The 24,269-nt window shown below is 38.7% G+C and carries 23 protein-coding genes; 7 read left to right on the plus strand and 16 right to left on the minus strand.

Annotated features, from left to right (window positions below):
* Positions 1 to 4: 4 nt before the first annotated feature.
* Together P3L47_RS17745 and P3L47_RS17750 are read right to left on the minus strand one after the other, a co-directional pair.
* The gene (locus tag P3L47_RS17745) at positions 5 to 1,078 is read right to left on the minus strand and encodes a polysaccharide biosynthesis protein (RefSeq protein ID WP_122360073.1); all 1,074 of its coding nucleotides are present in this window, start codon (positions 1,076 to 1,078) and stop codon (positions 5 to 7) included.
* Positions 1,079 to 1,117: 39 nt separating this feature from the next.
* A complete protein-coding gene (locus P3L47_RS17750) occupies positions 1,118 to 2,428 on the minus strand; it encodes a DegT/DnrJ/EryC1/StrS family aminotransferase (RefSeq protein ID WP_277781609.1) in 1,311 nt (436 codons plus the stop codon).
* Between the two features lie 189 nt (positions 2,429 to 2,617).
* Here P3L47_RS17750 and P3L47_RS17755 point away from each other — a divergent pair, with 189 nt between their 5' ends.
* A complete protein-coding gene (locus tag P3L47_RS17755; RefSeq protein ID WP_255419266.1) occupies positions 2,618 to 2,914 on the plus strand; it encodes an AAA family ATPase in 297 nt (98 codons plus the stop codon).
* On the opposite strand, the gene P3L47_RS17760 is transcribed toward P3L47_RS17755, so the two are convergent.
* Genes P3L47_RS17760 through P3L47_RS17770 form a run of 3 tightly spaced genes read right to left on the minus strand, consistent with a single transcriptional unit; the run spans position 2,807 to position 4,415 of the window.
* Complete coding sequence (locus P3L47_RS17760; protein WP_122360076.1) at positions 2,807 to 3,445, minus strand: acetyltransferase; 639 nt, start codon at positions 3,443 to 3,445, stop codon at positions 2,807 to 2,809. The genes P3L47_RS17755 and P3L47_RS17760 overlap by 108 nt on opposite strands.
* 7 nt (positions 3,446 to 3,452) lie before the next feature.
* Complete coding sequence (locus tag P3L47_RS17765) at positions 3,453 to 4,061, minus strand: sugar transferase (protein ID WP_122360077.1); 609 nt, start codon at positions 4,059 to 4,061, stop codon at positions 3,453 to 3,455.
* Between the two features lie 15 nt (positions 4,062 to 4,076).
* Positions 4,077 to 4,415, minus strand: a complete 339-nt coding sequence (locus P3L47_RS17770) for a hypothetical protein (protein WP_233576964.1) — start codon at positions 4,413 to 4,415, stop codon at positions 4,077 to 4,079.
* A 208-nt stretch (positions 4,416 to 4,623) separates the two neighbouring features.
* Here P3L47_RS17770 and P3L47_RS17775 point away from each other — a divergent pair, with 208 nt between their 5' ends.
* From P3L47_RS17775 to P3L47_RS17795, 5 genes are all read left to right on the plus strand, one after another.
* On the plus strand, positions 4,624 to 6,756 hold the full coding sequence (locus tag P3L47_RS17775; protein ID WP_345799081.1) for a VapE domain-containing protein: 2,133 nt from the start codon (positions 4,624 to 4,626) through the stop codon (positions 6,754 to 6,756).
* A gap of 228 nt (positions 6,757 to 6,984) precedes the next feature.
* Positions 6,985 to 7,206 (plus strand): DUF4248 domain-containing protein, encoded by a 222-nt coding sequence (locus P3L47_RS17780; RefSeq protein WP_277781611.1) that lies wholly within the window; start codon positions 6,985 to 6,987, stop codon positions 7,204 to 7,206.
* Between the two features lie 220 nt (positions 7,207 to 7,426).
* Complete coding sequence (locus P3L47_RS17785; RefSeq protein ID WP_122360079.1) at positions 7,427 to 7,891, plus strand: HU family DNA-binding protein; 465 nt, start codon at positions 7,427 to 7,429, stop codon at positions 7,889 to 7,891.
* Between the two features lie 63 nt (positions 7,892 to 7,954).
* Positions 7,955 to 8,086 (plus strand): smalltalk protein, encoded by a 132-nt coding sequence (locus P3L47_RS17790; protein WP_158585845.1) that lies wholly within the window; start codon positions 7,955 to 7,957, stop codon positions 8,084 to 8,086.
* 2 nt (positions 8,087 to 8,088) lie between these two features.
* On the plus strand, positions 8,089 to 8,562 hold the full coding sequence (locus P3L47_RS17795; protein ID WP_122360080.1) for an N-acetylmuramoyl-L-alanine amidase: 474 nt from the start codon (positions 8,089 to 8,091) through the stop codon (positions 8,560 to 8,562).
* A gap of 139 nt (positions 8,563 to 8,701) precedes the next feature.
* Here the strand turns inward: P3L47_RS17795 and P3L47_RS17800 are convergent, their stop codons facing one another.
* The 11 genes from P3L47_RS17800 to P3L47_RS17850 are packed head-to-tail and all read right to left on the minus strand — an operon-like array spanning position 8,702 to position 22,377.
* Positions 8,702 to 9,844 carry a glycosyltransferase family 4 protein gene (locus P3L47_RS17800; RefSeq protein WP_233576968.1) on the minus strand — a complete coding sequence of 381 codons (1,143 nt, stop codon included), beginning with the start codon at positions 9,842 to 9,844 and terminating at the stop codon, positions 8,702 to 8,704.
* A 35-nt stretch (positions 9,845 to 9,879) separates the two neighbouring features.
* Positions 9,880 to 11,178: a glycosyltransferase family protein gene (locus tag P3L47_RS17805; RefSeq protein WP_122360082.1), complete on the minus strand. Its 1,299-nt coding sequence runs from the start codon at positions 11,176 to 11,178 to the stop codon at positions 9,880 to 9,882.
* 13 nt (positions 11,179 to 11,191) lie between these two features.
* Positions 11,192 to 12,142, minus strand: a complete 951-nt coding sequence (locus P3L47_RS17810; protein ID WP_277781612.1) for a glycosyltransferase family 2 protein — start codon at positions 12,140 to 12,142, stop codon at positions 11,192 to 11,194.
* A 38-nt stretch (positions 12,143 to 12,180) separates the two neighbouring features.
* Complete coding sequence (locus tag P3L47_RS17815; protein WP_277781613.1) at positions 12,181 to 13,257, minus strand: hypothetical protein; 1,077 nt, start codon at positions 13,255 to 13,257, stop codon at positions 12,181 to 12,183.
* 41 nt (positions 13,258 to 13,298) lie between these two features.
* Positions 13,299 to 14,441, minus strand: coding sequence for a glycosyltransferase family 4 protein (locus P3L47_RS17820; protein ID WP_277781614.1), 1,143 nt, complete (start codon positions 14,439 to 14,441; stop codon positions 13,299 to 13,301).
* Positions 14,438 to 15,487, minus strand: a complete 1,050-nt coding sequence (locus P3L47_RS17825; protein ID WP_122360086.1) for a polysaccharide pyruvyl transferase family protein — start codon at positions 15,485 to 15,487, stop codon at positions 14,438 to 14,440. The genes P3L47_RS17820 and P3L47_RS17825 overlap by 4 nt, the downstream gene beginning before the upstream one ends.
* Entirely contained in the window at positions 15,469 to 16,614 is a 1,146-nt protein-coding gene (locus P3L47_RS17830; protein ID WP_122360087.1) for a Coenzyme F420 hydrogenase/dehydrogenase, beta subunit C-terminal domain, read from the minus strand. The genes P3L47_RS17825 and P3L47_RS17830 overlap by 19 nt, the downstream gene beginning before the upstream one ends.
* Positions 16,611 to 18,134, minus strand: a complete 1,524-nt coding sequence (locus P3L47_RS17835; protein ID WP_122360088.1) for an oligosaccharide flippase family protein — start codon at positions 18,132 to 18,134, stop codon at positions 16,611 to 16,613. Before P3L47_RS17835 ends, P3L47_RS17830 begins: the two co-directional genes overlap by 4 nt.
* An 8-nt stretch (positions 18,135 to 18,142) precedes the next feature.
* Positions 18,143 to 19,351, minus strand: coding sequence for a glycosyltransferase (locus P3L47_RS17840; RefSeq protein WP_122360089.1), 1,209 nt, complete (start codon positions 19,349 to 19,351; stop codon positions 18,143 to 18,145).
* Positions 19,352 to 19,404: 53 nt separating this feature from the next.
* Positions 19,405 to 20,454 (minus strand): endonuclease/exonuclease/phosphatase family protein, encoded by a 1,050-nt coding sequence (locus tag P3L47_RS17845; protein ID WP_277781615.1) that lies wholly within the window; start codon positions 20,452 to 20,454, stop codon positions 19,405 to 19,407.
* 9 nt (positions 20,455 to 20,463) lie between these two features.
* Positions 20,464 to 22,377, minus strand: coding sequence for a UDP-N-acetylglucosamine 4,6-dehydratase family protein (locus tag P3L47_RS17850; RefSeq protein ID WP_277781616.1), 1,914 nt, complete (start codon positions 22,375 to 22,377; stop codon positions 20,464 to 20,466).
* Positions 22,378 to 23,067: 690 nt separating this feature from the next.
* On the opposite strand from P3L47_RS17850, the gene P3L47_RS17855 reads away from it, so the two are divergent.
* Positions 23,068 to 24,237 (plus strand): mechanosensitive ion channel family protein, encoded by a 1,170-nt coding sequence (locus tag P3L47_RS17855; protein ID WP_277781617.1) that lies wholly within the window; start codon positions 23,068 to 23,070, stop codon positions 24,235 to 24,237.
* Positions 24,238 to 24,269 lie beyond the last annotated feature (32 nt).

Below are 24,269 nucleotides of genomic sequence, written 5' to 3' on the forward strand. Positions count from 1 at the left end.
TGATTTATTCGCTTCTGATTTCTCTTGGTTTTGCCCGTTCGATCAGTCCAAGATCTTCCTGAATGAAACGTAAGCGGAGTAATAGTTTTTTCATGCCTTCCACATCCAAACGTGTGGTGTTATGGCTGTGATAGTCTTCAATCTTAGAAAGACATTCGCTTCCTTCGGTAAAGAACTTGTCATAGTTCAAATCGCGTGTATCACAAGGAATGCGGTAATATTCACCCATATCGATTGCCTTCGCCATCTCTTCACGGGTTACCAGCGTTTCATACAGTTTCTCTCCGTGACGCGTACCGATTACCTTCACTTCCGTATCCAGATACTTCGGATCGATCTGTCCGTATGTTTCTTTCAAGGCCTGTGCCAGGACAGACAAGGTCGCTGCCGGTGCTTTCTGAACAAATAGGTCACCATTATGACCATGTGTAAAGGCATAGACTACCAAATCGACGGCATCATCCAACGTCATCATAAAGCGGGTCATTTCAGGGTCGGTAATGGTAATCGGCCTGCCCTGCTCCATCTGTTCCACCCAAAGAGGAATTACAGAACCACGGCTTGCCATCACATTGCCATAGCGGGTACAACAGATAGTAGTCTGCGCCCCTTCGCCCAGTTCACGTCCCTTAGCAATCGCCACCTTTTCCATCAGAGCCTTGGAGATACCCATCGCATTGATCGGATAAGCGGCTTTATCCGTAGAAAGGACGACTACATTCTTTACGCCATGTTCAATAGCAGAAAGCAGCACATTCTCTGTTCCTTCCACATTTGTACGCGTAGCTTCCATCGGAAAGAATTCACAACTGGGGACTTGCTTTAATGCAGCTGCACTAAACACATAATCCACACCGCGCATAGCGACATCCACAGATGTTTTATTACGCACATTCCCTATGTAAAATTTTACTTTAGGATTTTGTAAAGCATGACGCATATCGTCCTGCTTCTTCTCATCTCGGCTAAAGATTCGGATTTCCTTGATATCCGAATTGATAAAACGCCGGAGGACGGCGTTACCGAAGGAACCGGTACCACCAGTGATTAGAAGGGTTTTGTCTTTAAATACTGACATATATATATTCTATTAAAACTCGAATGAATTCATTACAGATTACAAAATAGAGTTTTTGATTTCCTGGACGATATAAGCCACATCTTCATCCGTCACACAAGGACCACTCGGCAGACATAGCCCCTGCTTAAACAAAGATTCGCTTACGCCGTTCGCATAACAAGGATTATTCCTGTATACAGGTTGTAAATGCATCGGTTTCCATAGCGGACGAGATTCAATACCGGCAGCATCCAATACCATGCGCATAGCTTCCACATTCCGGTTCGGCTCCGAATTAGTATGTAAAGAAGAAGCCTCGTGTGTCACACCGGCAGCACCGCCCACAGCCCCCTGTACAGCAGCCTCGTATGCATGTTCTTCTCCTTTCACATATAAACCTGAATCGAGCAAGATTGTATTCAACCAATAGTTACTATCGAAACGAGAAGAAGGATTCTCATGCAATGTAATCCCTTCTACTCCGGCAAGCAGTTTCTTATAAAGCTGACAGGTATGTTTATGATGAGCAATATGTTCATCCAGCACTGTCATCTGACCGCGACCGATACCGGCACAAATATTCGACATGCGATAGTTGTAACCGATCTCTTCATGCTGGTAATAAGGATAAGATTCGCGTGCCTGGGTTGCATAGAACATGATCTTCTTTTTCGCTTCTTCATCCGGACAGATTAATGCGCCGCCACCAGAGGTCGTAATCATTTTATTACCATTAAAAGAAAGTACCCCATACTGTCCAAATGTTCCGCAAACCTGACCATCATAGCGACTACCCAATCCTTCAGCAGCATCCTCGATAACCGGAATATCATATTTATTTGCCACAGCCATAATCTCTTCAATTTTAGCCGGCATTCCATAGAGATAGACGGGGACAATTGCCTTCGGTTTCTTACCTGTAGTCGCTATTCGGTCGACAATCGCCTTTTCCAACAACTCCGGATCCATATTCCAAGTCTCGGCTTCCGAATCGACAAAGACCGGAGTTGCTCCCAAATAAGTAACAGGGTGTGAAGAGGCGCAGAAAGTAAAACTTTGTACAATCACTTCATCGCCCGGACCGACACCACAGGCTAAAAGAGCCAAATGTACAGCGGCCGTACCAGCAGAGAGTGCAACGACTTTTTTCAGTTGACAGTTGACAGTTGACAGTTGACAATTTTTTGTCTTCCCCTCATTGTCAATTGTCAATTGTCCATTGTCAATTAAGAAGTGCTCCAGTGCTTCTTCAAATCCATTCACATTCGGGCCAAGTGGAACAACCCAGTTGGTATCAAAGGCTTCTTTTATAAAGCCTTGCTCTTTGCCGCTCATGTGAGCGAGGCAAAGGTAAATTCGTTTGTTCATTGTTATGATAGATAATTAGAGTTTTACTTATAATTAAAACTTTTCGTGTTTCAAGGGTAAGTTTTAAGTATGATTAAAACTTTTCGCATATTTGCCATAAGTTTCACTTATACTTAAAACTTTCAGCAAATGGATTTACCTCAAACACTCATCAATCGAAAAGGCTATTCAGAAAGAATCAAGCCTTTCATGAGAAAAAGCATAGCCAAAGTATTAACCGGTCAAAGACGTGTCGGTAAAAGTTTCCTGCTTTTCCAGCTCATGAAACAAGTTCTTGAAGAAGAGCCGAATGCCAATATCATATATATTAATTTTGAAGAATACCTTCTTTGGCATATATGTCAAACAGGAATAATCCCGAAAATTCAACTCACTGCCTTAATTCTTATATTTAAGCACCTTTGCTGGAACACCCGCAACAACGGCCTTGGGTTCTACATCATGAATAACAACAGCACCTGCCCCAATCAAGCAATCTTCTCCTAATTCATGAAGCCCTGTCATGATAGTTGAACTAATACCACAATAGGTATACTTATGAGCAACAATCGAAGCCCCAAAATTGCAACCTGTAGACAAGAAACAGCCTTCTTCCAATACCACATGATGTGCTAAATGTACTCCCATGCTTATCATTGTATAATCTTTGATAATAGTATACGGCATAACAGTTGAACCTAGTAGAATATAAACACCCTCTCCTATCACTACATCAGGTGATAGGAGTACACTGGAGTGAATAAAATTAGGAATTTTATACCCTAACTCTTTCGCTTTTTTAAGTAGTTTCACTCTCAACTTATTATTACCCAAAGGACAATAAACAGCTTCCACTCCAAACTTTTCACGCAACGAACTCAAGTAATCAACTTTACCTAATACAGGAACTCCCTTTATATAAGTATTTTGATAATCTGGATTATCATCTAAGAATCCAACAATCTCTACCCCTATTTCTTGAAGATATGCCAAATAAACTTCACCATAGGTACCTGCACCAATTATTACACTTTTCATTCTCTAATTAATTAGTTCCATCAAATGGATACATTGTAGCAACTGTCTCATTATTTATATCATTTCTACATATAACTTTCTTGATTGTCAAGAAAATTATTTTTACATCTAACCACAAAGAGAGATGATCAACATACCAAACATCTAACTTAAATTTCTCTGTCCAAGTAATACTATTTCGTCCATTTATTTGTGCCCATCCCGTAATACCTGGACGCACATCATGGCGACGCGCTTGCTCTTTACTATAAAGAGGTAAATAATAAGTTCTCAAAGGCCTTGGTCCAATCAAAGCCATATCCCCTTTCAAAACATTAACCAACTGAGGTAATTCGTCAATGGAAGTAGAGCGGACAAAGCGACCTACCTTAGTCAAACGCTCTGCATCCGGTAACAGATTTCCTGTAGCATCCCGTTCATCCGTCATCGTTTTGAATTTAATTACTTTGAAAATTTTCTCATCCTTCCCCGGCCGTTCCTGAAAGAAAAACGCCCCCGCCCCTTTATTAGCAAAATGCAACCAAAGGGTAATGATCAACAATATCGGCCAAATCACTGCCAATACACAAAAGACGATAATAAAATCGATCAGTCGTTTAAAGAAATGTTTGTACATATTATTTTAAATATTTCATTTTTGTCCCAACACCTGAGAACTCACCTCCGAACACATCAAAATGCGAATACGCGAATCGGCTAACCGACGGCGTTCCTCTTCCACATCTTCTAGAGGAAAATATTCCGGGCAGAGATGTATGAAAGTTGCATAAATACGATCAAGCGTTTCAAGTGTCAGTGTGCCGTCCGGATGGTGGCGATCCAGTTTTGAAAGGGTACGGCGGTCGATGTACAAACAGGCAGACAACTGCCTGAAAGATAACAATCCCCACCTTTTTTGTATCTGCCAGACTTCATCGGAAGCAACTATAATCCATTTATTAGAACCTACGCCGAAAAGTTGCCGGGACATCTCGCTTCCAATGAGGGCATCTCCCCCATGAAGCGACCCGAAAACAAAATAAACCTTAATCTATGCTATTATATCTTACATTTGGTACATCCATCTATGTACCACGCTAAAAAATAAGAACTATATCTTTAGCACTAGTATGAAAGAGCATGTCTCTCATATTCAGTTTTCTCTGTTTTTATTAATTATTAAACAAACTGTTGTTTATATGACTCAAAACACGATTCCATTCCAGCCAAGCCGCTTCGCCTCCCTGCGGGCTACAACACCGGCTCCCGTTTCATGGAAAGCGATTGTCAATGAATTGACTGGCGCACTTCATAAAGTGCAAACTGAACTGTACCGACAGACAATCGCCCGCTTGCACCAAGCGGAACAGGACGGCGACAATCAGCTTCTCCCCAAGTTGAAGGCAGAAAAAGACCGAATCAAACAAGACCAGCCGGCCTTCGTCGCCTCGGTCGCGCTCACAGGCGGACGTACCTCCAAACACACCATCGGCTATTCCGGATTCATCATGGTCGACATCGATGGCATTCCTCCCGGGCAGTTCGCCGAGACACTTGCCCGTGTCAAGGACGATGCGCATACCTTCCTGGCCCACACCACGATCTCCGGCTCCGGTATCCGGGTGTTCGCACGGATGGATGGTAGCATTACAAAACAGAATTTCCCGCTGGCCTGGAAGCATGTCAACGAACATTATGCCCGGCTGACCGGTATCGAATATGACTGCAAATGCAAAAACGCGACCCGTATGTCCGTCATCTGTTATGATCCCGATACTTTCTATCAGCCCGACGCGCTCTGTTTCCCGCTGCCGGACGATAAAAGCGGCAAGCCGACAGGCAAAAAGGAAAAACGCGGCCGCAAGCCTTCCATTCAGCGGGCAGCACCGACCGTGCGCCGCCTTGTCGAACAGGAAGGCATTGCCTACGAGGCACATAGTCACAACAACTACATCTGCCGCTGTCTCTACTGGATGAACCGGTTCGGCATACCGGAACAGGAGGCTACGGCATGGGCACTCGATACGTTTGCCGACTATGATGCGACTGCCATCCGCTCCACAGCAAAAAGCTGCTACGCTCTGACGGCCGAACATGCTACACAAAAGCTCCGGCAGTTTGAACAGGCGGCTTCCGGCGAAGTCCGCACCCGAAGTTATGCCTCGGTCGAAGAGATGGAACATTTCATCGACGGCTACATGGAAATCCGCCGCAACCGGCTCACCCAACAGGCGGAAGTACGACTGCAAGGCAGTGAAGAGTGGCAACGCATGACCGACACCATCGAAAACTCCCTGTGGCGTGCCATGCAGAAGGAAGGGGTCAACGCAGACCTCTCCCGCTTGCGCACGCTGTTGACCAGCGACTTCGTACCCGAATACTATCCGCTTGCGGACTATCTCAATGCCCTCCCGCCCTGGGACGGCACGAGCGACCCGATCGGTCAATTGGCTGCGATGGTACATACAACGGACAACACGCCTGAAAAATTCGCCTCCTACTTCCGCCGCTGGCTCGTGGGCATGCTGGCGGGTGCACTGGACGAACGGACAGTCAACCATGTCATCTTCGTGTTGATCGGCCGCCAGGGAAGTTATAAAACTTCTTTCATGCAAAACTTGCTGCCACCCAGCCTCCGACGTTACTTCACGACGAAGACCAACAGCCAGCGGCTCGGTAAGGACGACCTGCTGACCCTCTCGGAGTTCCTCCTGGTTAATTTCGAAGAGATCGACACCATGCGCCCGGCGGAGCTGAACCAGCTCAAGGCGATGACCACCGCTCTCTACATCGACGAACGACTTCCCTATGGCCGCAACAAAGTACGCCTGCCGCACGTCGCCTCTTTCTGCGCCACCGGCAACAATCCGCTCTTCCTTACCGACGATACCGGCAATCGCCGTTGGCTCGTTTTTGAAGTGACGGACATCGACAACCCGTGGGAACACCCGATCGACCACGATGCCGTCTACGCACAAGCAAAAGCCTTGCTCGACAGCGGTTTCCGCTATTGGTTTCAAGGCGAAGAGATCGACGAACTCAACCGACACAACCGACGTTTCGAGACGCCCAACCCTGCCCGTGAGCTGATCCTCGCCTTTTACCGCAAACCCTACGGATTGGAAAGGGGACGTTACATCACCGCCAGCCAGATTGTGGCCCGCTTCGGTAATAGTATTCGCTTGACACCCGGACAAGTAGGACGTATCTTGAAAGATTTGGGATTTGCGCGTCTGCATACTCGCAACGGCAACTTCTGGCTGGTCGTCGAGCGAACCACAGACGAAATCGCTACCATCCTGCCGGAAGCGCAAGAAGAAGACCCTGACTAGGATTAACCTCTGTTCGTTGTGACGGGTGTGAAGAATATTACCCCCTTTTTGTAAACTATGCGAGAAAATAAATAAAATACGCCCTCCCTTTAAAGGCACCCCGTATTTTATTTGTATTCCCAAAAAGTTTACAAAACGGCACTCACAGTCTTCACACCTGTCACACCACCCAATCATAAATCTATCCATCATCAACTGTCAATTGTCAACTATCAACTGTCAACTATCATGAAGTCTTATCCCCTCAAAAAATCAACCCTCGCCTGCCTCTACTTTCCGGAGCTGGCCCCTCACCAGGCATGTAATCGCCTGCGTCGTTGGATTATCCGTTGTAAACAACTGCATGAGGAATTGCTCCAATGCGGCTATTCTCCTTGCCAACGTGTTTTTACGCCCCTACAGGTCCGGCTCATTGTCCGGTACCTGGGGGAACCGGGAGAGCGTTTTTAACCGAATGTACCTTCAGAGGATAAAGCAACATTCCCTATCGTAAGAATCTTACGTTGCCCATCGTTAAGTGCTTACAATGCCTATTGTTAGGGTCTTACGATAGGCAGTGTAAAAAATTATCGCTGGGCCTCACCGTCCGCATCATCCGGCATCACTCGCGTTTGCCCACTGTCGTACATTTGCATTGTAAACATTGTTCAACCATTAAAATTTAAAGCGTATGCCACAAGCATTTCTGATCCGCAAGTATCGCGTTCCGGGTGAAGAACCACGGAAAGAAGTTTTTAAACCTGCGCCCTTTTATTATGGGACACTCTCGACTGCCGATGCCGCCGAGCAGATTGCCGAAGAATCGTCCCTCACTAAAGGGGATGTATTGAATGTCCTGGATCGTTACCAGCGCTATGTCATCGTCAACCTCCAAAAGGGGTACAAGGTGGAACTGCTCGGATTCGGCACCGTCTACAACCGTTTCGTCACAGGAAAAGGCGTTGAAAAGGCCGAAGAGGCGAAAGCCACCCAAATCCGGAGCATCATTCCCGGTTTTACTCCTTCGTTCACGCGCATCAACGGCAGCCGCCGCTACTCGCTCCTGGGCGAAAAAACATCCCTGGTGAAAGTAAACATCAATGGTGCGCAAGTACCGGAAGAAGATGATGAAGACGACAGACCGGTAATCGAATAGAACCGGTCCCACCGTCATCTGATTGAATCCATACATTTACAAACCTATTAAATTTACAAACCTATGCAACAAACCATCGAAACCAATCCGGCACCGGAAAACCCCAAGCGCAAAATCTGGGGCATTGTGTTAAAGGTGATCGCCACCGTAGTAGCCACCCTTTTAGGAGCCTTGGGACTCCAGTCGTGCATGTAGCCATGGTTCCCATCTGCGAAACCGTCCTGCAGGGCGAGATCGAACTCATGCGCCATGCTACGGAAAGTGTCCGTTTTATCGTGGTCCACTGTTCCGCCACCCGTTGCAACCGGCCTTATACCGCCGAACAGCTGGAACACGACCACCGGAGCAAAGGTTTTCGCACGACCGGTTACCATTTTTACATCCGCACTGACGGAACTACCACCCACCCTCGCCTGCTTGGCGAGGTGGGTGCCCATGTAAAGGGTTTGAACCATTGCTCGATCGGTATTTGTTACGAGGGCGGACTTGATCCCGATGGGAATCCTGCCGATACCCGTACGCCCCGCCAGCGCGAACGGCTGGAAGAGTTGCTGACGATTCTCCGACGGCTCTATCCCGGAGCGCTTATTACCGGACATAACCGCCTCAATCCGCGACCACCCAAGGCGTGTCCTTGTTTTGATGCTGAGTGGGAGTATCGGGGGATTTGAGGGTTTCTTTTGGGCACGCAGACGATAGGGAAACTGATAAAATAGATTCTGTTGTTTGCGTGCTAAATTTTGCAAAATAGTTTCTGTCTTCTTGTAGCAAAACGTTCCATGGATTTTCTTGCAAATTATTTACTTACCATTAATCTAAAAAGCTCTTATAATATTCCACATAAGCTTTTAAAACCATTTTGTGATCGAAATGCTCTAAGATGTATTGTCTACATTGCAATTTTATTGAATTAAAGAGTTCCATGTCATTCAATAATTTAATCATACAACCATAAAGAGAAACTTTGTCTTGAGGTTCACATAACAGACCATTGATGCCTTGTGAAACAACATTCTTACAACCAACAATATTAGAGGCTATAACCGGAACACCAAGAGAATTTGCTTCAACCAAGACCTGGCCAAAACCTTCACGATATGAAGAAAGTACAAGTATCTTAGAGGCCTTTATAAAAGGCCTTACATCCGACTGTTTACCACACTCTATAATATAATTGGATTCTTTAATCAATTGCTCTGTACTAGCAGATAATGCATCTAGCTTTTCTTCACGACCACCAACCAACAATAATTTAATAGGCAAACTTTCTTCATGCAGCCGAACAACTACATCCACCAACTCTTCCACACCTTTATCACGAACCATGCGGCCAATAAAGAGACAAGCCAGATCATCTTCCTTTATACCATATTGAAACTTTACAGCAGACTCATCAACTATTTCAGAATTGAATCGCTCTGTATCTACACCATTGGCACTACCATACATTATGACCTTTGACTTCTCCAAAGAGCAAATACTATCTTCGGCAAGTTGTTCTCTAACTCCCTGGCTTACGCAAATCACCTTGTTTGCACAGAAGCACGAAATCCTCTCCATTACCATCAATAACTTGCGTTTATTGCCTTCGCAGCCTTGGTATCGCAAACCATGGCACATATAAATACGCACTGGACGAAATGTCAACCATGCTGCAATCATCGCCAATAACGAAGCTTTAGGCGTATTTGCATGAACTACAAAAGGACGTTCAATAATAAGTAACCATATCCATTTAAATAATGACAATAAATCATTATAGATTGATATATCCCGCTTCATGGTCAAAGTTTTATATCTAATACCTTCTTGCTCTGCAAATGGTATCAATTCCTTGTCAAGTGAAGATACAACACATACATCATATATTTCTCTCAGAGCCTTACATTGCCCTCTAAAAAAGCCCAGTGTCGTAGGGACAGTTGTTGTTATAAAGAATTTTCTCTTAATCATAGTTTTTAGCATATAATGCAACAATAAATAATCTTCTACCGAGTAATTATTTCTTCAAAAACCCTTTTTAATTGTCCCTGTATCACTCCTCTATTATGATATATCTTACCACAAGTGTAGGCTTTTTCTGCATACTTTTGTATAAGTGAAGGTGTTTCACATATTTCATTGAGAAGAGGTAATATTTCATTATAACTAGATAAACAAAATGCTGCATCTTTTTCTTTCAGATATTGATATCCTGTATGTTTTTCCCAACAAATAGCAAGTATTGCACAAGATGAAGCCATTAAGTCTATAATTTTAGTTGAAAAAGAAACACGCGTTAACAACCTATTTTTCTTATCCATTGATTCTACATGTAAAGCGATATCTGCTTTATGGTATATCTCTATAAGTTCAGCGGGAGTCACCTTACCTCTTACATAAATAAAACAATCTTCAGAAAGAGCTTTTTTTTGCTCTTTTGTCAATAGTTCTGTTGTATAAACATCAAGCACAATCCGGATCTCATTTTTATTAATTTCTTTAAGTGCTTTTCCTATCTCTGCAAGAGATTTCCACCGATTACAATAGAGTCTTCCTGCATATACCATCCGAATAGGTTTTCCTACTTTCTTCGGACTAAAGGAATCTTTAAATATCCAACACTTATAAAGTGTTTCCGTTTCAATACCATACTCATTTTTATACTCTTCCGCCTGATCACTCGAAAACATCAGATAATGCGAATAAATTGAAACATGTTTTTTAAACAAGCAATGAACAAAAGACTTTCTCATCCAATATAGAGGAGAATAACTAATTCCATTCAAAGAAGCTTCATCATCCGCAGTGAATGCAACAAAAGGTGCATTTGTCATTTCAGATACTAATTTTTCCAATCTCATCAACTTGGGAGTTATATATCTTGGACAAAATACCACATCAGGATTAAAGTCTTTCACAAAAGTATTCAAGTCCTCCTTATTATATCTGCCTGTACACCAAATAAAATCACGAAGTATCATTACTAGCGTATGAAAAAAGATTGATACTTTCTTCATAAACCCATAAATTCCCTTACGCTGAGCATTTTGTTTTAAATAGTGAATTTGTTCTACATCTGTTTTTTTCTTAATGCTACCACCAGCTTTTTTTCCACCCAATAGAGATTTCCCCATCTGACCATCCGTAATTTGAAAATAGCGATTACAGATTGAATTAACAGGTTCTCCTGGACTACAATAAATCTGAGCAAATTCGGCATCAAAACCTGTAAACCAATTGGTCAATACACCATTGCCATACACATAATCATTCCATTCTTCGTCTGTTATCAGTAGTATCTTCATCTTCAATTTTTATTTATAGATTACGGGCTCTTCCTAAAAACATAAATAAGAATCTAAAAAAATATGGATAAATACGGAACATAGAGAGTATAAAACGATGTAATAATGGGACTTTTGAACAATTTATAGCTGCATTAACATGAAGCTGAAAGTATTTTAATAAAACAGGAAGTTCTGTTTTTTTCACATTACCATACGCATAATTCAGCATTAACGGTAAACAAAAACGCCATTTAGAAAGGTCCGTCAATAATTTTTCTCTTTCATTTTCAAAAAAAGCAATACGTTCTTCATAAGCGCTAATGAAATCTAATTTGAGAACCTTTTTTTGGTTAGCCATGATACTCTCTGAATTTTTATAATAATAATAATAAGGTGTATTCACATATAAAATACGACTACTCCTATAATATAATTTCCAAGTCGTAGCATCATCTTCATTAACCTTACCTATAGGCATTCTAATTCCTTTCCACAATTCACTACGATATAATTTCCCCCACACAATAATCTTCTGAACACTACTGCAAAATATAGAGTGATTATCAAAACGACGAACAGAAGTTTCTTTTTTAATAGAAGGAAAAACATCTTCTCTCCCCCTTAAAAAAGAAAATTGTACAATATCTGCATTTTCTTTCTCTGCTAATAGTAAAGTATCTTGAAGTGTATCAGAATGAATAAAATCATCACTATCCAAAAAAGTTACATAATCACCAGACAAGTACTCTAGCCCTACATTGCGTGCAGATGACAATCCTCCGTTCTCTTTGTGAATCACTCTAATACGTCCATCAGCTTTAGCATAGTTATCACAAATAATAGGACACTTATCAGGTGAACCATCATCAACAAGAATTAATTCCCAATTTGAATAAGTTTGAGCTAATACACTATTTATACAACGATATATATATTTTTCTACTTTATAGACTGGAACTATAATTGTAATTTTGGACTGCATATATTAAGTTTTATATGATTTTTCCCATTTTTATTTTATCAATAAAAAAATGGGAAAAAGAACCGCGATGAAAGATATAACTGTAAAAAGAAACAAAAGGGTATTAACATTAATACTGATAGATACCATACTGGCATATTACAAACTCTATAATTATAATCATTCATTATATTTTGAGTAGTTAATGCTAGTATAAATGGTACAAACATCATATACCTCTGCACCATAAATATTCTATAATTAAACACAGCACACACACATATCAAAATAGAAACACTTAAAAAATAAAGGAAATCAGTTCTTTTATAAAGGATTGTGTTAATATACAATGCAAGAAGAGGGCCAAGCATCATTAACACAATGACAAATTTGAAGTATCCTTCGCTACCAACTGAATCCAAATAACTATCAGAATAGCTTTGTTGAAGTAATCCTAATCTTATTAAAAAACGTCCCAATAATTGTATCAACGATGTTGAACCCATTAAAGCCGCTATACATATAATTGTAATCCATACATTTCTATTCATCCGAGAAACTTGACTCAAGTTACTCTTGAATCGCCACGAAAACAATACGGCCAAAAACAATACTAAAAATATAATTTTAATACCATCGTGGGCTAACGGAGCAGACAATAATAATATTCCTCCAATAAAATATATCTTTTTTAATCCAAAAGCTAGAGCCATTATAACCAATATAACCGCAAAGAAAAACCGAGAAACCGCAAAGAAAAGTGGACTCATAGATGTAAAAAGTATTATAAATGCAAATGTCTTATTTATTGTTATATTTGTATTTTTTCTCAATTTATTATTCCAAACATTGACAACAATTATCAATATTAAATAATAAACAAATGTCAATATAGCGATATAGGTTTTTGCATTAAGTCCAATTGATTGATGCAATATTGCATATACTGATTGATAAAGAAATGGTCTTCCTATAAGAGATTGACTTTCTATATATTCTGAGATATTGGTATCTTCTATATAAGACAAATCATATAATTGAGCTTCCAAATCAACATATGCAGCATTAGGATTCACATTCAATACTACAAAAAAAGCTAGAAGAGGAAAAATATAAATTAAATTACAAACCTTCATATGAACTATTTAAAGATTATATAGAAACACATAATCATTCATTAATAATAATATGCACTACCCGGCCCAAACAATATAGATTTTTCACTATCATTATTCATCAACGCCTGAGATAGTTTTACGAAGTTATTTGCAGCTACACGGTAATTCCAAATTTCACAAATAGAATAATAAGCCTGTTCTCCCATTTTTGATATTATTGATTTATCCTCAACAATCATATCTAAACATTTCATCAAGCCGTGATGAGAACCTTTATAGACTAATCCGTTTTTTCCTTGTTGGATAAGAAAAGGTGTAGAACCTGCATGTTCGTTCGCAACAACCAAACAACCACTATTCATCGCTTCATTTAGAACTGCTCCCCAACCTTCTTCACGACCACTACTAAAAATATAAATATTTGCATATTCCATATATCGGCGAACTTCTTGCTCTGAACAAAAATTTTTAAAAAGAATATTTTCTTGAATTCCTAATTTACGCGAAAGAGCTTCTACCTCTTTACGCTTCTTCCCCTCACCAATCATGGTAAGATGACAGCAAAGTCCTTTTTTAAGAAGATAATCTAATGTATATACCGCATCTTCTGGATGCTTCCACCAAATCATTCGACCGACCCAAAGTAATTCAATCTTATCTGATGATTTAAGACTCATCACTGGTCCTTCATAGAATTTCATTGCTGGGAAATATCCCCATCTGAAACACTTAGACTTAGGAAATCCCAACAAAGCTAAATCTTCTGCTAAATAAGCACTTGCGCATAAAACATACAAAGACTTTTCTCGATAAAGAGTATAGTTTTTATAAATTGTATAAGCTGTTGTTGGAATAAATCGATGCCAAGTTCCATTTTTAAAAAAACGTTCTGAAAATCGAAAAGTCAATTTGTTGACTTTCATCCTAATCTTACAAAACTGGTTACTATTCGCCCCCATAATAGCCACATCACTTTTTTTTGCGAGCTCCTTCGCCATCATTAATTCAGCCTCACTTTCATAAGCTTTTATCACAAACGAATATTTCACATTCATATCCTCATAACCCATTTCAATACGCTCATAATCAATTTTTTGAGAGGCTACAAATTTAAAATTATCTAAACCTATTATATTGATGAATTCATTACAAAGAGAAAGTTGGTGATGATTCAGAAAATTAGAGTAGAATGTTATAGTCATATTTCTAATGCCTTAAAGAGAAATTCTTTTGAAAAATTTCGCAAAGTTATTAATGTATTATCTAATGCAATATAATCAATCATATAGTCAGAGTTATTAAATATTCCTTCTATATTCAGCATCTTAAACAACGATGCAAGACGAGTCGTTCCTCCCGACTGATTAGCATGAATAATAAATTGTTTATGAAATATCAAAGAAAAAACACATCCATGAAAAGAATCTGTAATTACACGATCTGCATACTTGATATACGACAACCAATCTTCAATAGACATCTGTATATTATTCCCTCTTAGACTTTGTTCTATAATTGTATATCCTTTATTAATAAACGGAAGTATAGCTTTACGAAGACTTTCCCTATCACCTAACCAATAGACAAAAATATACTTCCCTATAACTAATCTAGTTGAAGCCAACTTGTCATATTCTGTAACAGGCAATAAGAATGTAGGGTCTAACACATGAGTAGCATCCACATGCATATTCTCCTTACAAAGCTTTACCGCAGATTCCTCACGAACAGATACCGCTATAAAATCAGATACCCATTCTTGTATCTTAATAGTTGTTTCAAAAGTATACCGCCAGTCATCATACCCTAGCGAAGCTGCATAGGCTATCTTTTTCGTCTTTGAATTCTTAGGTATAAAATCCAAAAAATATAATCCACCACGTGGTGAAGCAAAGTCTGCACGCCATACTTGATCACTCCCTACTACAATAACATCAAAAATATTCTTGTCACAAACCTTCTTAAATTCCCAATCACTATAAATAGCTTTAGTCCGATGAATATGAGTATTGATAAATGAAGTTAATTTTCTCACTCGTATTCTGGCCTTCCAATATGGGGTAAAAGGAATCGCATTCAACATTGCAAGTGCCAACCTCTTTATAACCCCTCTGTTATTACGGCGGTCAAGTATCACTACCTCAAAATCAAAATGCTGCAAATAAGTTTGCAAAGCAAAAGTTTGAAGAATACCTCCGTAATTGTTTATCAAAGGATGAGTAAGAATTCCTATTTTCTTTTTAGACATTTAAATAAACTATAAGTTAGAAAAACATTCCGTTGTACAAATGATTGTTTTAATAGTCTGTTCACTATTTCGTTAACAGTCAAATCATTGCAACTATAGAATACTTTACGTTTTATTGTTTTTTTAGTTGGATAAACTAACGAAGGATTATCCATGATAACATTTAGATAGTCAATAGAAGGAAAATAACCCACTTCTTTTAATAAGGATATTCCTTTTTGTGTATTTGCTAATACCACATTTATACCTTTATCATCATCTATGACACAATCATCATATCGTTTTGCATTCCACAAATCTCCAAGAGTAATATCACTACCACTTGTGTTATTCTTAAATTTGCACGAGTAACAAGATTTTCTTAAAAATAACCCCGCTACAAATCCAGATAAAAATGAGTTTTTAACAGCAGGTTCAATGAAAATTTTTTCCCCAGTCAATGAATCTGTTATAGAAAAACAATAAGTTTTCCATCCTCTACATTTATCACGAAATGAAATATTATATGATGGCTTTAGATGAAAATTTTCAGAAAGGTAACGCTTCCATACAGAAGGACTTGGAACCCCATGACATATAATATCTACAGTCATAAGATTTTCATAATCGTAATTAAGAAATCTTCTGAGTCCCGCTATTTGACATGGAGTACCACTAAACAGTACCTTACGACCTTGTTTTAAGAAAAATTGTGCTTGGATGAAACTTCTATCTATATGACTTTGTAAATATTTTGAACCTCGAAACAAAATAAGTTCTTCTTTCATTTCGATAAAATCGTGTATCACTCCAAATTCAGTATCAAATTTTGCTCCAAAAACAACTCCTTTTTGTTTCAATATTTTCTCTCCCAATAAAGAAAATATACCACCAGAAGAACTCTCTAAACGAACTTCTTCGTTTGAATTTATTGCAGCAAACACTTTAATAGGAATACTAGAAATGTTAGAGTGAATTACAGGACAAACCTTTTTACATAAACCACAATTTATACATAAATTTTCATCTATATATGGAAAAAGAAATCCCTCACAATCCACTTCTAATGTAATACATTTACGTGGACATCGTTGCACACAAGCCTCACATCCACAGCAGTCTTCACTCTTTAACACTAACTTTTTCATACCCTTTTTATTAACATATTGATGGGACGAGTGAACAAATTTCGTTCATATTTATTCATACTTATAAATCCAAAAAGAGGTACATACAATAAGGTAAATATTATTGCTGAATAAATAAAAGTAGATATGTTATCCAAGTTTATACTTAAACTATTTATGCAAAATATACAAATAGGAACAAAAACAACAGGCATGACTGACATCTTTATTATTTCATACCAAAATTTTCGAATATCTATTTTTTGCTTCTTTTTATAATAAATATTCATAAGTAAACCTTGACCAAGTAACAATGCACCAGCTGTCGCATAGGCACATCCTATAGCCCCCCATCTTCTAGCTCCATAAATTGAGAATAAAGAACTAAAAATAGCAATAACTACATAGCTAATTGCTCTGAAACGCATTTGATTTCGGGCTTGAAGTATAGTAATTCCTAGATTTTGAATCATAGGGGGTAATAAAGTAAAAAAAAACAGTAACGATATATAATATGCTTCTTCATAAGCTTCACCGGCCCAAATTCTTATAAAAGATTGTCCAAATATGATAAAAGCACTAAGAATAAAAGACATGATAATATACTGAATCCTTCCAGTACGGATAAATAAATCTGAAATTTCTTTATTTGAATTACTAGTAGAAACCATAGCTGTTACTTTTGGTAAAAATACACCACTGATAGATGTAGAGAACATCATAAACATATGGGTTAGTTGAATTGCAACAGAATAAATAGCAACTACCACTGTACCCTTGAAAATACCAAGTACAAACTGTCCCGTACTCCAATATATTCTATCCATTATCACACTTAAGAAAATCCAAAAACTATATATTGATATTTCTTTTAGCAAAATAGGGTTAAATACTCCAAATTTTATTTTTATATTCAGTTTTGAATAACAATAAAATAAATTGATTAGTAACGTAAAAATATTGAATAAAGTAGTTACTACTACCATCGCAACAGCTTTATACCCTATCGATAACAATAATACCATCACTAGTGGATTTAAAATTGTTCTAACAATGCTTACAATCCGTTGAAATGCAAATTTTTCATATGCAGTCATAATACTTCCCCAAATACTCATCGGAAAAGTAAATGCTAGATTAAAAGTCATTAACCATAACATTATTTGCATCTTACAAGCCTCATCTTCAGTCATGTTTAATGAAAACAAATCCTCTACATTAATAGCCAATATACTACCGACTATGACTGCAATAAGTCCAAGGCCTACATATAAAGCTAAGAACATTCCAAACATTTCCTGTTGCTCACGAACATTTCCTTCAGCTCTAAATTTGGCAGTATAACGTACAATAGCATTGCCAAAACCAAGATCAAGCACTGTAAGGTAAGCTATTATGGAAGCTGCTAATGAATAAAGACCATATTCTGCTTGCCCCAACATTCGAAGCATATAAGGTGCATATATTAATCCTATCACCATATTTAAAGCAATAGAAACATAACTTAGTGCAGCCCCTACTTTTAACTGATTAATAGCCATTTTTCCACTTATTGTAAAATTCCTTTATATAATTCTATGTATTTCTTATAATTAACTTCTTTTTTGTATTCAGACAAAATCCATTTAACCAAACCTTCAGAATAATTATGCTGCTTATCATTTTTAATCTTTCTAATACCAGTTAATAATGCAATAACATCTCCTGTTTTTACACATTCACCATATTGCTTATTCACTGTTTCTGTTACTCCTGTATTAGCAAACGAAATAACAGGAGTGCCACAAGCTTGCGCTTCCATGTTGATAGTCGGTAGAGAATCTTCTCGTGTACAATTTACAAAAACATCAGCCATTGAATATAATTTAGCTAATTCTTCTTTACTCGAAGTATAACCTATAACCTTGACATTATTTGGCAATTCTATCGACCTCTTATCATAACCAAACAGCAATAGAACCATATCACTATCAAAACCTGCAACAAAAGTTTTTAAAACATCTTTATTTATTGTACTCAACCATTTAGTTACAGGTCCAAGTAATACGAACTTATCTTCAAGACCATATTGTTTTCTGATATTAGAAGGTGTCGGTTTGAAAACCATAGTATCTATACCATTATGAATACTCATGCAATGTATGTTTTTAAAAACTGACTTCTTTCCTTCTTTTGTAATCCAATCAGAAACGCCTACTACAGTCAAATTTTTAATTGCATTGAGATACTTATATCTATCCATCAAGATTTCATGGGATTTATCATACAAATAAGCTGGTGTATCCTGTTTTTTCTTAGGACAATTTCCACATTGCTCTTGCCATTTAAAGCAATTCATATCAGTATAATGAAAACAACCACCTGTAAAGAACCAACAATCATGCATAGTAATCACTGTCGCAATATTATGTTTAGCAATATAACGTAATAACATATTTAAATTGATGTAATTACTATGCAAGTTATGAAGATGGATTACATCTGGTTGTATTTTATCAATATACTTCAATAGTTTCAATGTAGGCAGAAATGAGAAATAAGCCTGTTTACCATTTATTCTACATAACAAAGCATGTAGCTTATTACTTACAATATTGCCAATCTTATAGCCATTTTTTATTTCATGCTGTGGTATCCTTGAAATTGCATAAGCAACATGACACTCAATCCCATTCTCTTCACAACATTGTTGTAAATCCTGAACAATGGTACCAGTGCTTCCATTAGCATAAGTTGCATTAATTTGAAGTACTTTCATTATATAACTGTTGATTTCTTTTCAAAAACTTCTCATTGTATCCGTTGGTGAGATTAATTCACAAATCCTTTCCAAACTACCATATTATGGTCACTATAAGACGTCTCCGGAGAATAGCACTCTCTCCCTTTCAACGACTCCGAATAAAAAATATAATCTATCCTCCAAAGCTTATACAACTGTCGGAATGTATATTGATACCCACTTCCACATTCCCGAAAGCCATCAGTCAACCCTTTTCGAACCTGATGGTATGCATAAGAAGCCGGTGTATCATTGAAATCTCCGCAAACAAGTACAGGATAAGGAGAATTTTCAATCTCTGTACGGATTGTATTTGCTTGGTCTGCCCGTTTCCGGTTATTGCGATTCATCTGTAGAAACAATTCTTTGATGGCTTTCATACGGATCTTAAACTCTTTATTAGGCGCAATGATTCTACCTATATAAGCATTGACGCTTGTCGTCTCAAAATGATTGTTGATTACGCGGATGTATTGATTGTTTATCCGTACATCAGCTATCAATGACATGTTCTGAGAATTTTCATAATAAAGAGCCTTTACCGAATGGATGGGGTAACGGCTGTAAATCGTTGTTGGTAAATGGTCGGTACGCCGGCTGATATATTTATACAAAACATAATCAAAGGCGTATCGGATACTGTCACGGTGGTAATAACCATCGCCGGGTGCTTCCTGAAAGCAGACAATATCGGGCTGAAGCTCCTTTATATAAGCGGCAGCTTCATTCATTGTGTACTTCTTGCCCCAATAAAAATGACTGGTATTGTAAGTAACGACAGTCAATGGGGTTCCTTCCGAGTCTGCTACTTCTTGCTGATTCCAGAAAGGCAGTTGATAAACTGCCAGCAAATAATTGGTGTGGAGCAAAATGGCAAAGAGAGAAATAGAACATCTCCATTTTTTCTTTGTGAACAATTGTATGACTCCCATCAACAGATTGGCGGCCAATATCGGCCAAACAGCTAAAGTCAGAAGAGAAAGCCAAATACAAATTCCTTCAACATAGCGTCCTCCGATAAAACAGAGGATGGATAATACAACAAAGAATATCTGGAAAAAGTTATTTAAACTTTTCACTCTGTGTCTTTATTGTTGTTTGTCCAAGGCTTCATATTCCGAATTCTTACTCTTAAACTCCGGAACAATCTCTTTCATCATCTTCACCGTTCCGACTTTATCAACGCAGAGAGCCAGGTGAACCAACGGTTCCATTAAATTATTGATTTCATTGAAATCGTATTCGCGAACCTGGGCACGATAAATCTTTTCATTCGATGTCGGCAGCGTATTCTCCTTTATAGCCAAAAGTTCTTCGTAGAGTTTCTCGCCCGGACGAAGACCTGTGTACTGAATCTCTATATCTTTATCAGGGACAAGACCTGCCAGTTCAATCATACGGCGTGCCAAATCGGCTATCTTTACAGGTGTTCCCATGTCGAATACGAATATCTCATTTCCCTTTCCCATAAAAGCGGCTTCCAGCACCAGGCGACAGGCTTCCGGGATAGTCATGAAGTAACGGATAATATCGGGGTGAGTTACTGTCAGCGGACCTCCTTTTGCCAATTGTTCCCGGAAACGGGGAATAACCGAGCCATTACTTCCCAGGACATTTCCAAAACGAGTCGTAATAAAACGAGTCTTTCCGGGATGCAGTCCTCTACTGATCGCAGTACTTAGACTTTGAACATAGATTTCGGCCAGGCGCTTGGATGCACCCATTACATTCGTTGGATTTACGGCTTTGTCAGTAGAGATCATGATGAATTTGTCTACCTCATATTTTACTGCCATATCGGCTACGTTGTGAGTACCATAGACGTTCGTATGAATGGCTTCACAGGGGTTTTCCTCCATCAAAGGCACATGTTTGTAGGCGGCGGCATGGAAGACGATCTGAGGATGAAAGCGGCTGAATACGCTCTCGACACGGTCGATCATACGGATATCTCCCATGACAGGCACGAACCGGACTTCGGGGAATTTTTCTTCCAGTTCCAGGCGTATGTTGTGCATCGGTGTTTCCGCACTGTCGAATAAGATCAATTGCTTTAAACCGAAATGGCATAGCTGACGGCATAGTTCACTACCAATCGAACCGGCTGCTCCGGTTACCAAAACAACTTTTCCTTGAAGGGAGTTTGCGATTTCCTCCATATTTATATGGATTTCATCACGACCCAATAGATCTTCGATACGTACGGCAGGGAGATTATGCAATGTTTTGCTTCCCTCTCTGAGTTCGTCGATAGTCGGAAGCATCAGCATACGGACTTTCTTCTTTTCACAGTAACGGATCAGGCGTTCGCTTTCGGCTTTGATGGCTTGGAAGTCTGTGAAAAGAATGGCTTTGATATTTTTCCTGTTAACCAAGCTGTTAAATTCAATCTGATCTCTAACGGAATAGACTTTATATCCGCCTATACGTAATGAAGATTTATTGCCGAAACGAAGATATCCTTCAACCTGGTACATCAGCTTATCATTCAAGGAGGCTCCGAACAGGGCTGTTGTACGGTTTTCACTTCCGTAAATCAGAAGCTTGTCGCGATTGGATATATTCAGGACCAAATGATACAGTGTAATCAGTGTCACCCGGAAAAGGGTCAGCAGGAAGAATGTTAAGAACAGATCGATCAGAGTTCCTAATAAGATATTACGGAAAGTCAGTTCGGTTGCCAGATAAGCGATAACCGGTATCAACAGCAATATCTTCAGGAAAGTGACCAGAAGGATGCGGCCAACCTCGGTGAAGGCAGAATGGCGAATAACACCTTTATAGCTCTTAAAGCAGACAAAGCTAAGGGCACTGCATAATGTAGAAGAAAACAGTGCTATGGCAAATATGTGTATCGAATAGTTAAAAGCTAAAACATAAGAGAGAAGCCCCAAAGAAATCAAAGTAGAGCAGCCGGAAAGGAACAAATCAATCAAGAAAATTATCCATTGATTAAAATACCTTAATTTGGAGAAATAACGAAACAGTGAAATAAACGTCATAGGATCAATTTTAATGGATGAAAAACGATTAACAATCAATAGTTTTAAAGTTATAGAATTTCGTTATTGCATATAACAAAGTACGTCAGTCACAGAGTAACTTACTGTAATGTACATAATACTAAATTTCAAAATAGCCATTAAAAATCATAGCAATTTGAAGATTTATATTGTTAAATAATAAATCGACAATGTCCCTATAAGAATGACTAGATTAATCGTTCCTTTTTTTGCGTCATTTTATTTGTTACGAGATGAAAAAATGAATTTCTTATACTGTATGAATTATAAGGGATATAGAAAATACGCTATTGTTTGTTCTAACTTTTATTATAACTTTGCAGTGACTAAAAAAAAGGAACGTTTTTTCTAGTCATTATGCTTTATCAACACACTAATAATCAATCATATACACAAATACACAGCTATCTAAAACGACAATCACACATTATACACATATTAACTAAAATATATAATCGATTATGTCTAAAAATCTTACAGAATCCAATAGTCTCCATGGCGATTATTTAACACTTCGACTAGATCAAATGATGTTTTTTCACAAAATAAGATCTCATTTTATGAATTAATTTTTGTTGTTAAGGTGTATGTGATTAATGTGAAAGTAGATCCTACAGGCACATTTCAAATTATAAATGTTATCTTTATAGAGAAATAGATATAAATAATATGGTGAACTTAGGTAGTTGGATGAACAAGATCCTCATTGGATGGGGAGTCGATCCAAAAATTGCAAACACTTTCGATGAGATTATCATTGCTGCATTGCTGATTGTTTTAGCGGTCGGCATCGATTATCTATGTCAGTTTATTTTTGTGGGTAGTGTACGGAAGCTGTCGGAGAAAAGTCACTATTTCTGGGATACACTGCTGATCAAACGAAAAGTAGTGCACAATTTGGTGCATGCCATTCCCGGTATTTTGGTGTACGCATTGCTTCCTATGGCTTTTATCCGGGGAAAAGAGTTATTGCTGCTCTCTCAAAAAGTGTGCGCTGTCTATATCGTATTCGTCTTACTATTGGCGATCAACGGATTTATCCTTGTGATAATGGATATATACAATCACAAGGAAGTGAATAAAAACCGGTCGATAAAAGGTTTCATACAGGTATTCCAGGTGCTGGCTTTCTTTATCGGCGGTATTGTAATTATAGCTATTCTGGTCGGTAAATCACCCGCCACCTTGTTTGCCGGACTGGGTGCTTCAGCAGCGATCCTAATGCTGGTGTTTAAAGACACGATACTCGGATTTGTAGCAGGCATACAACTTTCTGCCAACGATATGTTGCGACCGGGCGACTGGATCACAGTTCCGGGATCGAATGCCAACGGTGTCGTGCAGGAAATTACGTTGAACACTGTAAAAATACAGAATTTCGATAATACGATTTCCACAATTCCACCCTATACATTGGTCAATAATTCCTTCCAAAACTGGCGGGGAATGGTCGAATCCGGCGGACGACGGGTCATGAAATCGATCTTTCTCGATCTGAATACAATTAAATTCTGTACACCGGATATGCTGGATACGTTCCGCAAGGAGATTCCTCTCCTCTCCGATTACCAGCCGGATAAAGGGGTTACGCCCACCAATTCGCAGATGTTCCGTATCTATGTGGAACGTTATCTGAACAGTTTGCCTGTTGTCAACACAGACCTCGACCTGATCATCAGCCAGCTTCAATCGACCGAATACGGCGTGCCTATTCAAATCTATTTCTTTTCCCGTAATAAAGTATGGAAAGAGTATGAACGCATCCAGTCGGATATATTCGATCATTTCTTTGCGATGGTGCCTAAGTTCGAACTGAAAGTATATCAATACTCGGACTGATAACGGTCACTTGGGAGACTCTGATTTTTTAC

Origin of the sequence: Parabacteroides chongii (genome assembly GCF_029581355.1) — a bacterium.
GTDB lineage: Bacteria > Bacteroidota > Bacteroidia > Bacteroidales > Tannerellaceae > Parabacteroides > Parabacteroides chongii.

Excerpts from the sequence above, each read along its gene's own strand:
- P3L47_RS17745 (WP_122360073.1), bottom strand. The coding sequence starts at position 1,078 with ATGTCAGTATTTAAAGACAAAACCCTTCTAATCACTGGTGGTACCGGT.
- P3L47_RS17750 (WP_277781609.1), bottom strand. The coding sequence starts at position 2,428 with ATGAACAAACGAATTTACCTTTGCCTCGCTCACATGAGCGGCAAAGAG.
- P3L47_RS17755 (WP_255419266.1), top strand. The coding sequence starts at position 2,618 with ATGAGAAAAAGCATAGCCAAAGTATTAACCGGTCAAAGACGTGTCGGT.
- P3L47_RS17760 (WP_122360076.1), bottom strand. The coding sequence starts at position 3,445 with ATGAAAAGTGTAATAATTGGTGCAGGTACCTATGGTGAAGTTTATTTG.
- P3L47_RS17765 (WP_122360077.1), bottom strand. The coding sequence starts at position 4,061 with ATGTACAAACATTTCTTTAAACGACTGATCGATTTTATTATCGTCTTT.
- P3L47_RS17770 (WP_233576964.1), bottom strand. The coding sequence starts at position 4,415 with ATGTCCCGGCAACTTTTCGGCGTAGGTTCTAATAAATGGATTATAGTT.
- P3L47_RS17775 (WP_345799081.1), top strand. The coding sequence starts at position 4,624 with ATGACTCAAAACACGATTCCATTCCAGCCAAGCCGCTTCGCCTCCCTG.
- P3L47_RS17780 (WP_277781611.1), top strand. The coding sequence starts at position 6,985 with ATGAAGTCTTATCCCCTCAAAAAATCAACCCTCGCCTGCCTCTACTTT.
- P3L47_RS17785 (WP_122360079.1), top strand. The coding sequence starts at position 7,427 with ATGCCACAAGCATTTCTGATCCGCAAGTATCGCGTTCCGGGTGAAGAA.
- P3L47_RS17790 (WP_158585845.1), top strand. The coding sequence starts at position 7,955 with ATGCAACAAACCATCGAAACCAATCCGGCACCGGAAAACCCCAAGCGC.
- P3L47_RS17795 (WP_122360080.1), top strand. The coding sequence starts at position 8,089 with ATGGTTCCCATCTGCGAAACCGTCCTGCAGGGCGAGATCGAACTCATG.
- P3L47_RS17800 (WP_233576968.1), bottom strand. The coding sequence starts at position 9,844 with ATGATTAAGAGAAAATTCTTTATAACAACAACTGTCCCTACGACACTG.
- P3L47_RS17805 (WP_122360082.1), bottom strand. The coding sequence starts at position 11,178 with ATGAAGATACTACTGATAACAGACGAAGAATGGAATGATTATGTGTAT.
- P3L47_RS17810 (WP_277781612.1), bottom strand. The coding sequence starts at position 12,142 with ATGCAGTCCAAAATTACAATTATAGTTCCAGTCTATAAAGTAGAAAAA.
- P3L47_RS17815 (WP_277781613.1), bottom strand. The coding sequence starts at position 13,257 with ATGAAGGTTTGTAATTTAATTTATATTTTTCCTCTTCTAGCTTTTTTT.
- P3L47_RS17820 (WP_277781614.1), bottom strand. The coding sequence starts at position 14,441 with ATGACTATAACATTCTACTCTAATTTTCTGAATCATCACCAACTTTCT.
- P3L47_RS17825 (WP_122360086.1), bottom strand. The coding sequence starts at position 15,487 with ATGTCTAAAAAGAAAATAGGAATTCTTACTCATCCTTTGATAAACAAT.
- P3L47_RS17830 (WP_122360087.1), bottom strand. The coding sequence starts at position 16,614 with ATGAAAAAGTTAGTGTTAAAGAGTGAAGACTGCTGTGGATGTGAGGCT.
- P3L47_RS17835 (WP_122360088.1), bottom strand. The coding sequence starts at position 18,134 with ATGGCTATTAATCAGTTAAAAGTAGGGGCTGCACTAAGTTATGTTTCT.
- P3L47_RS17840 (WP_122360089.1), bottom strand. The coding sequence starts at position 19,351 with ATGAAAGTACTTCAAATTAATGCAACTTATGCTAATGGAAGCACTGGT.
- P3L47_RS17850 (WP_277781616.1), bottom strand. The coding sequence starts at position 22,377 with ATGACGTTTATTTCACTGTTTCGTTATTTCTCCAAATTAAGGTATTTT.
- P3L47_RS17855 (WP_277781617.1), top strand. The coding sequence starts at position 23,068 with ATGGTGAACTTAGGTAGTTGGATGAACAAGATCCTCATTGGATGGGGA.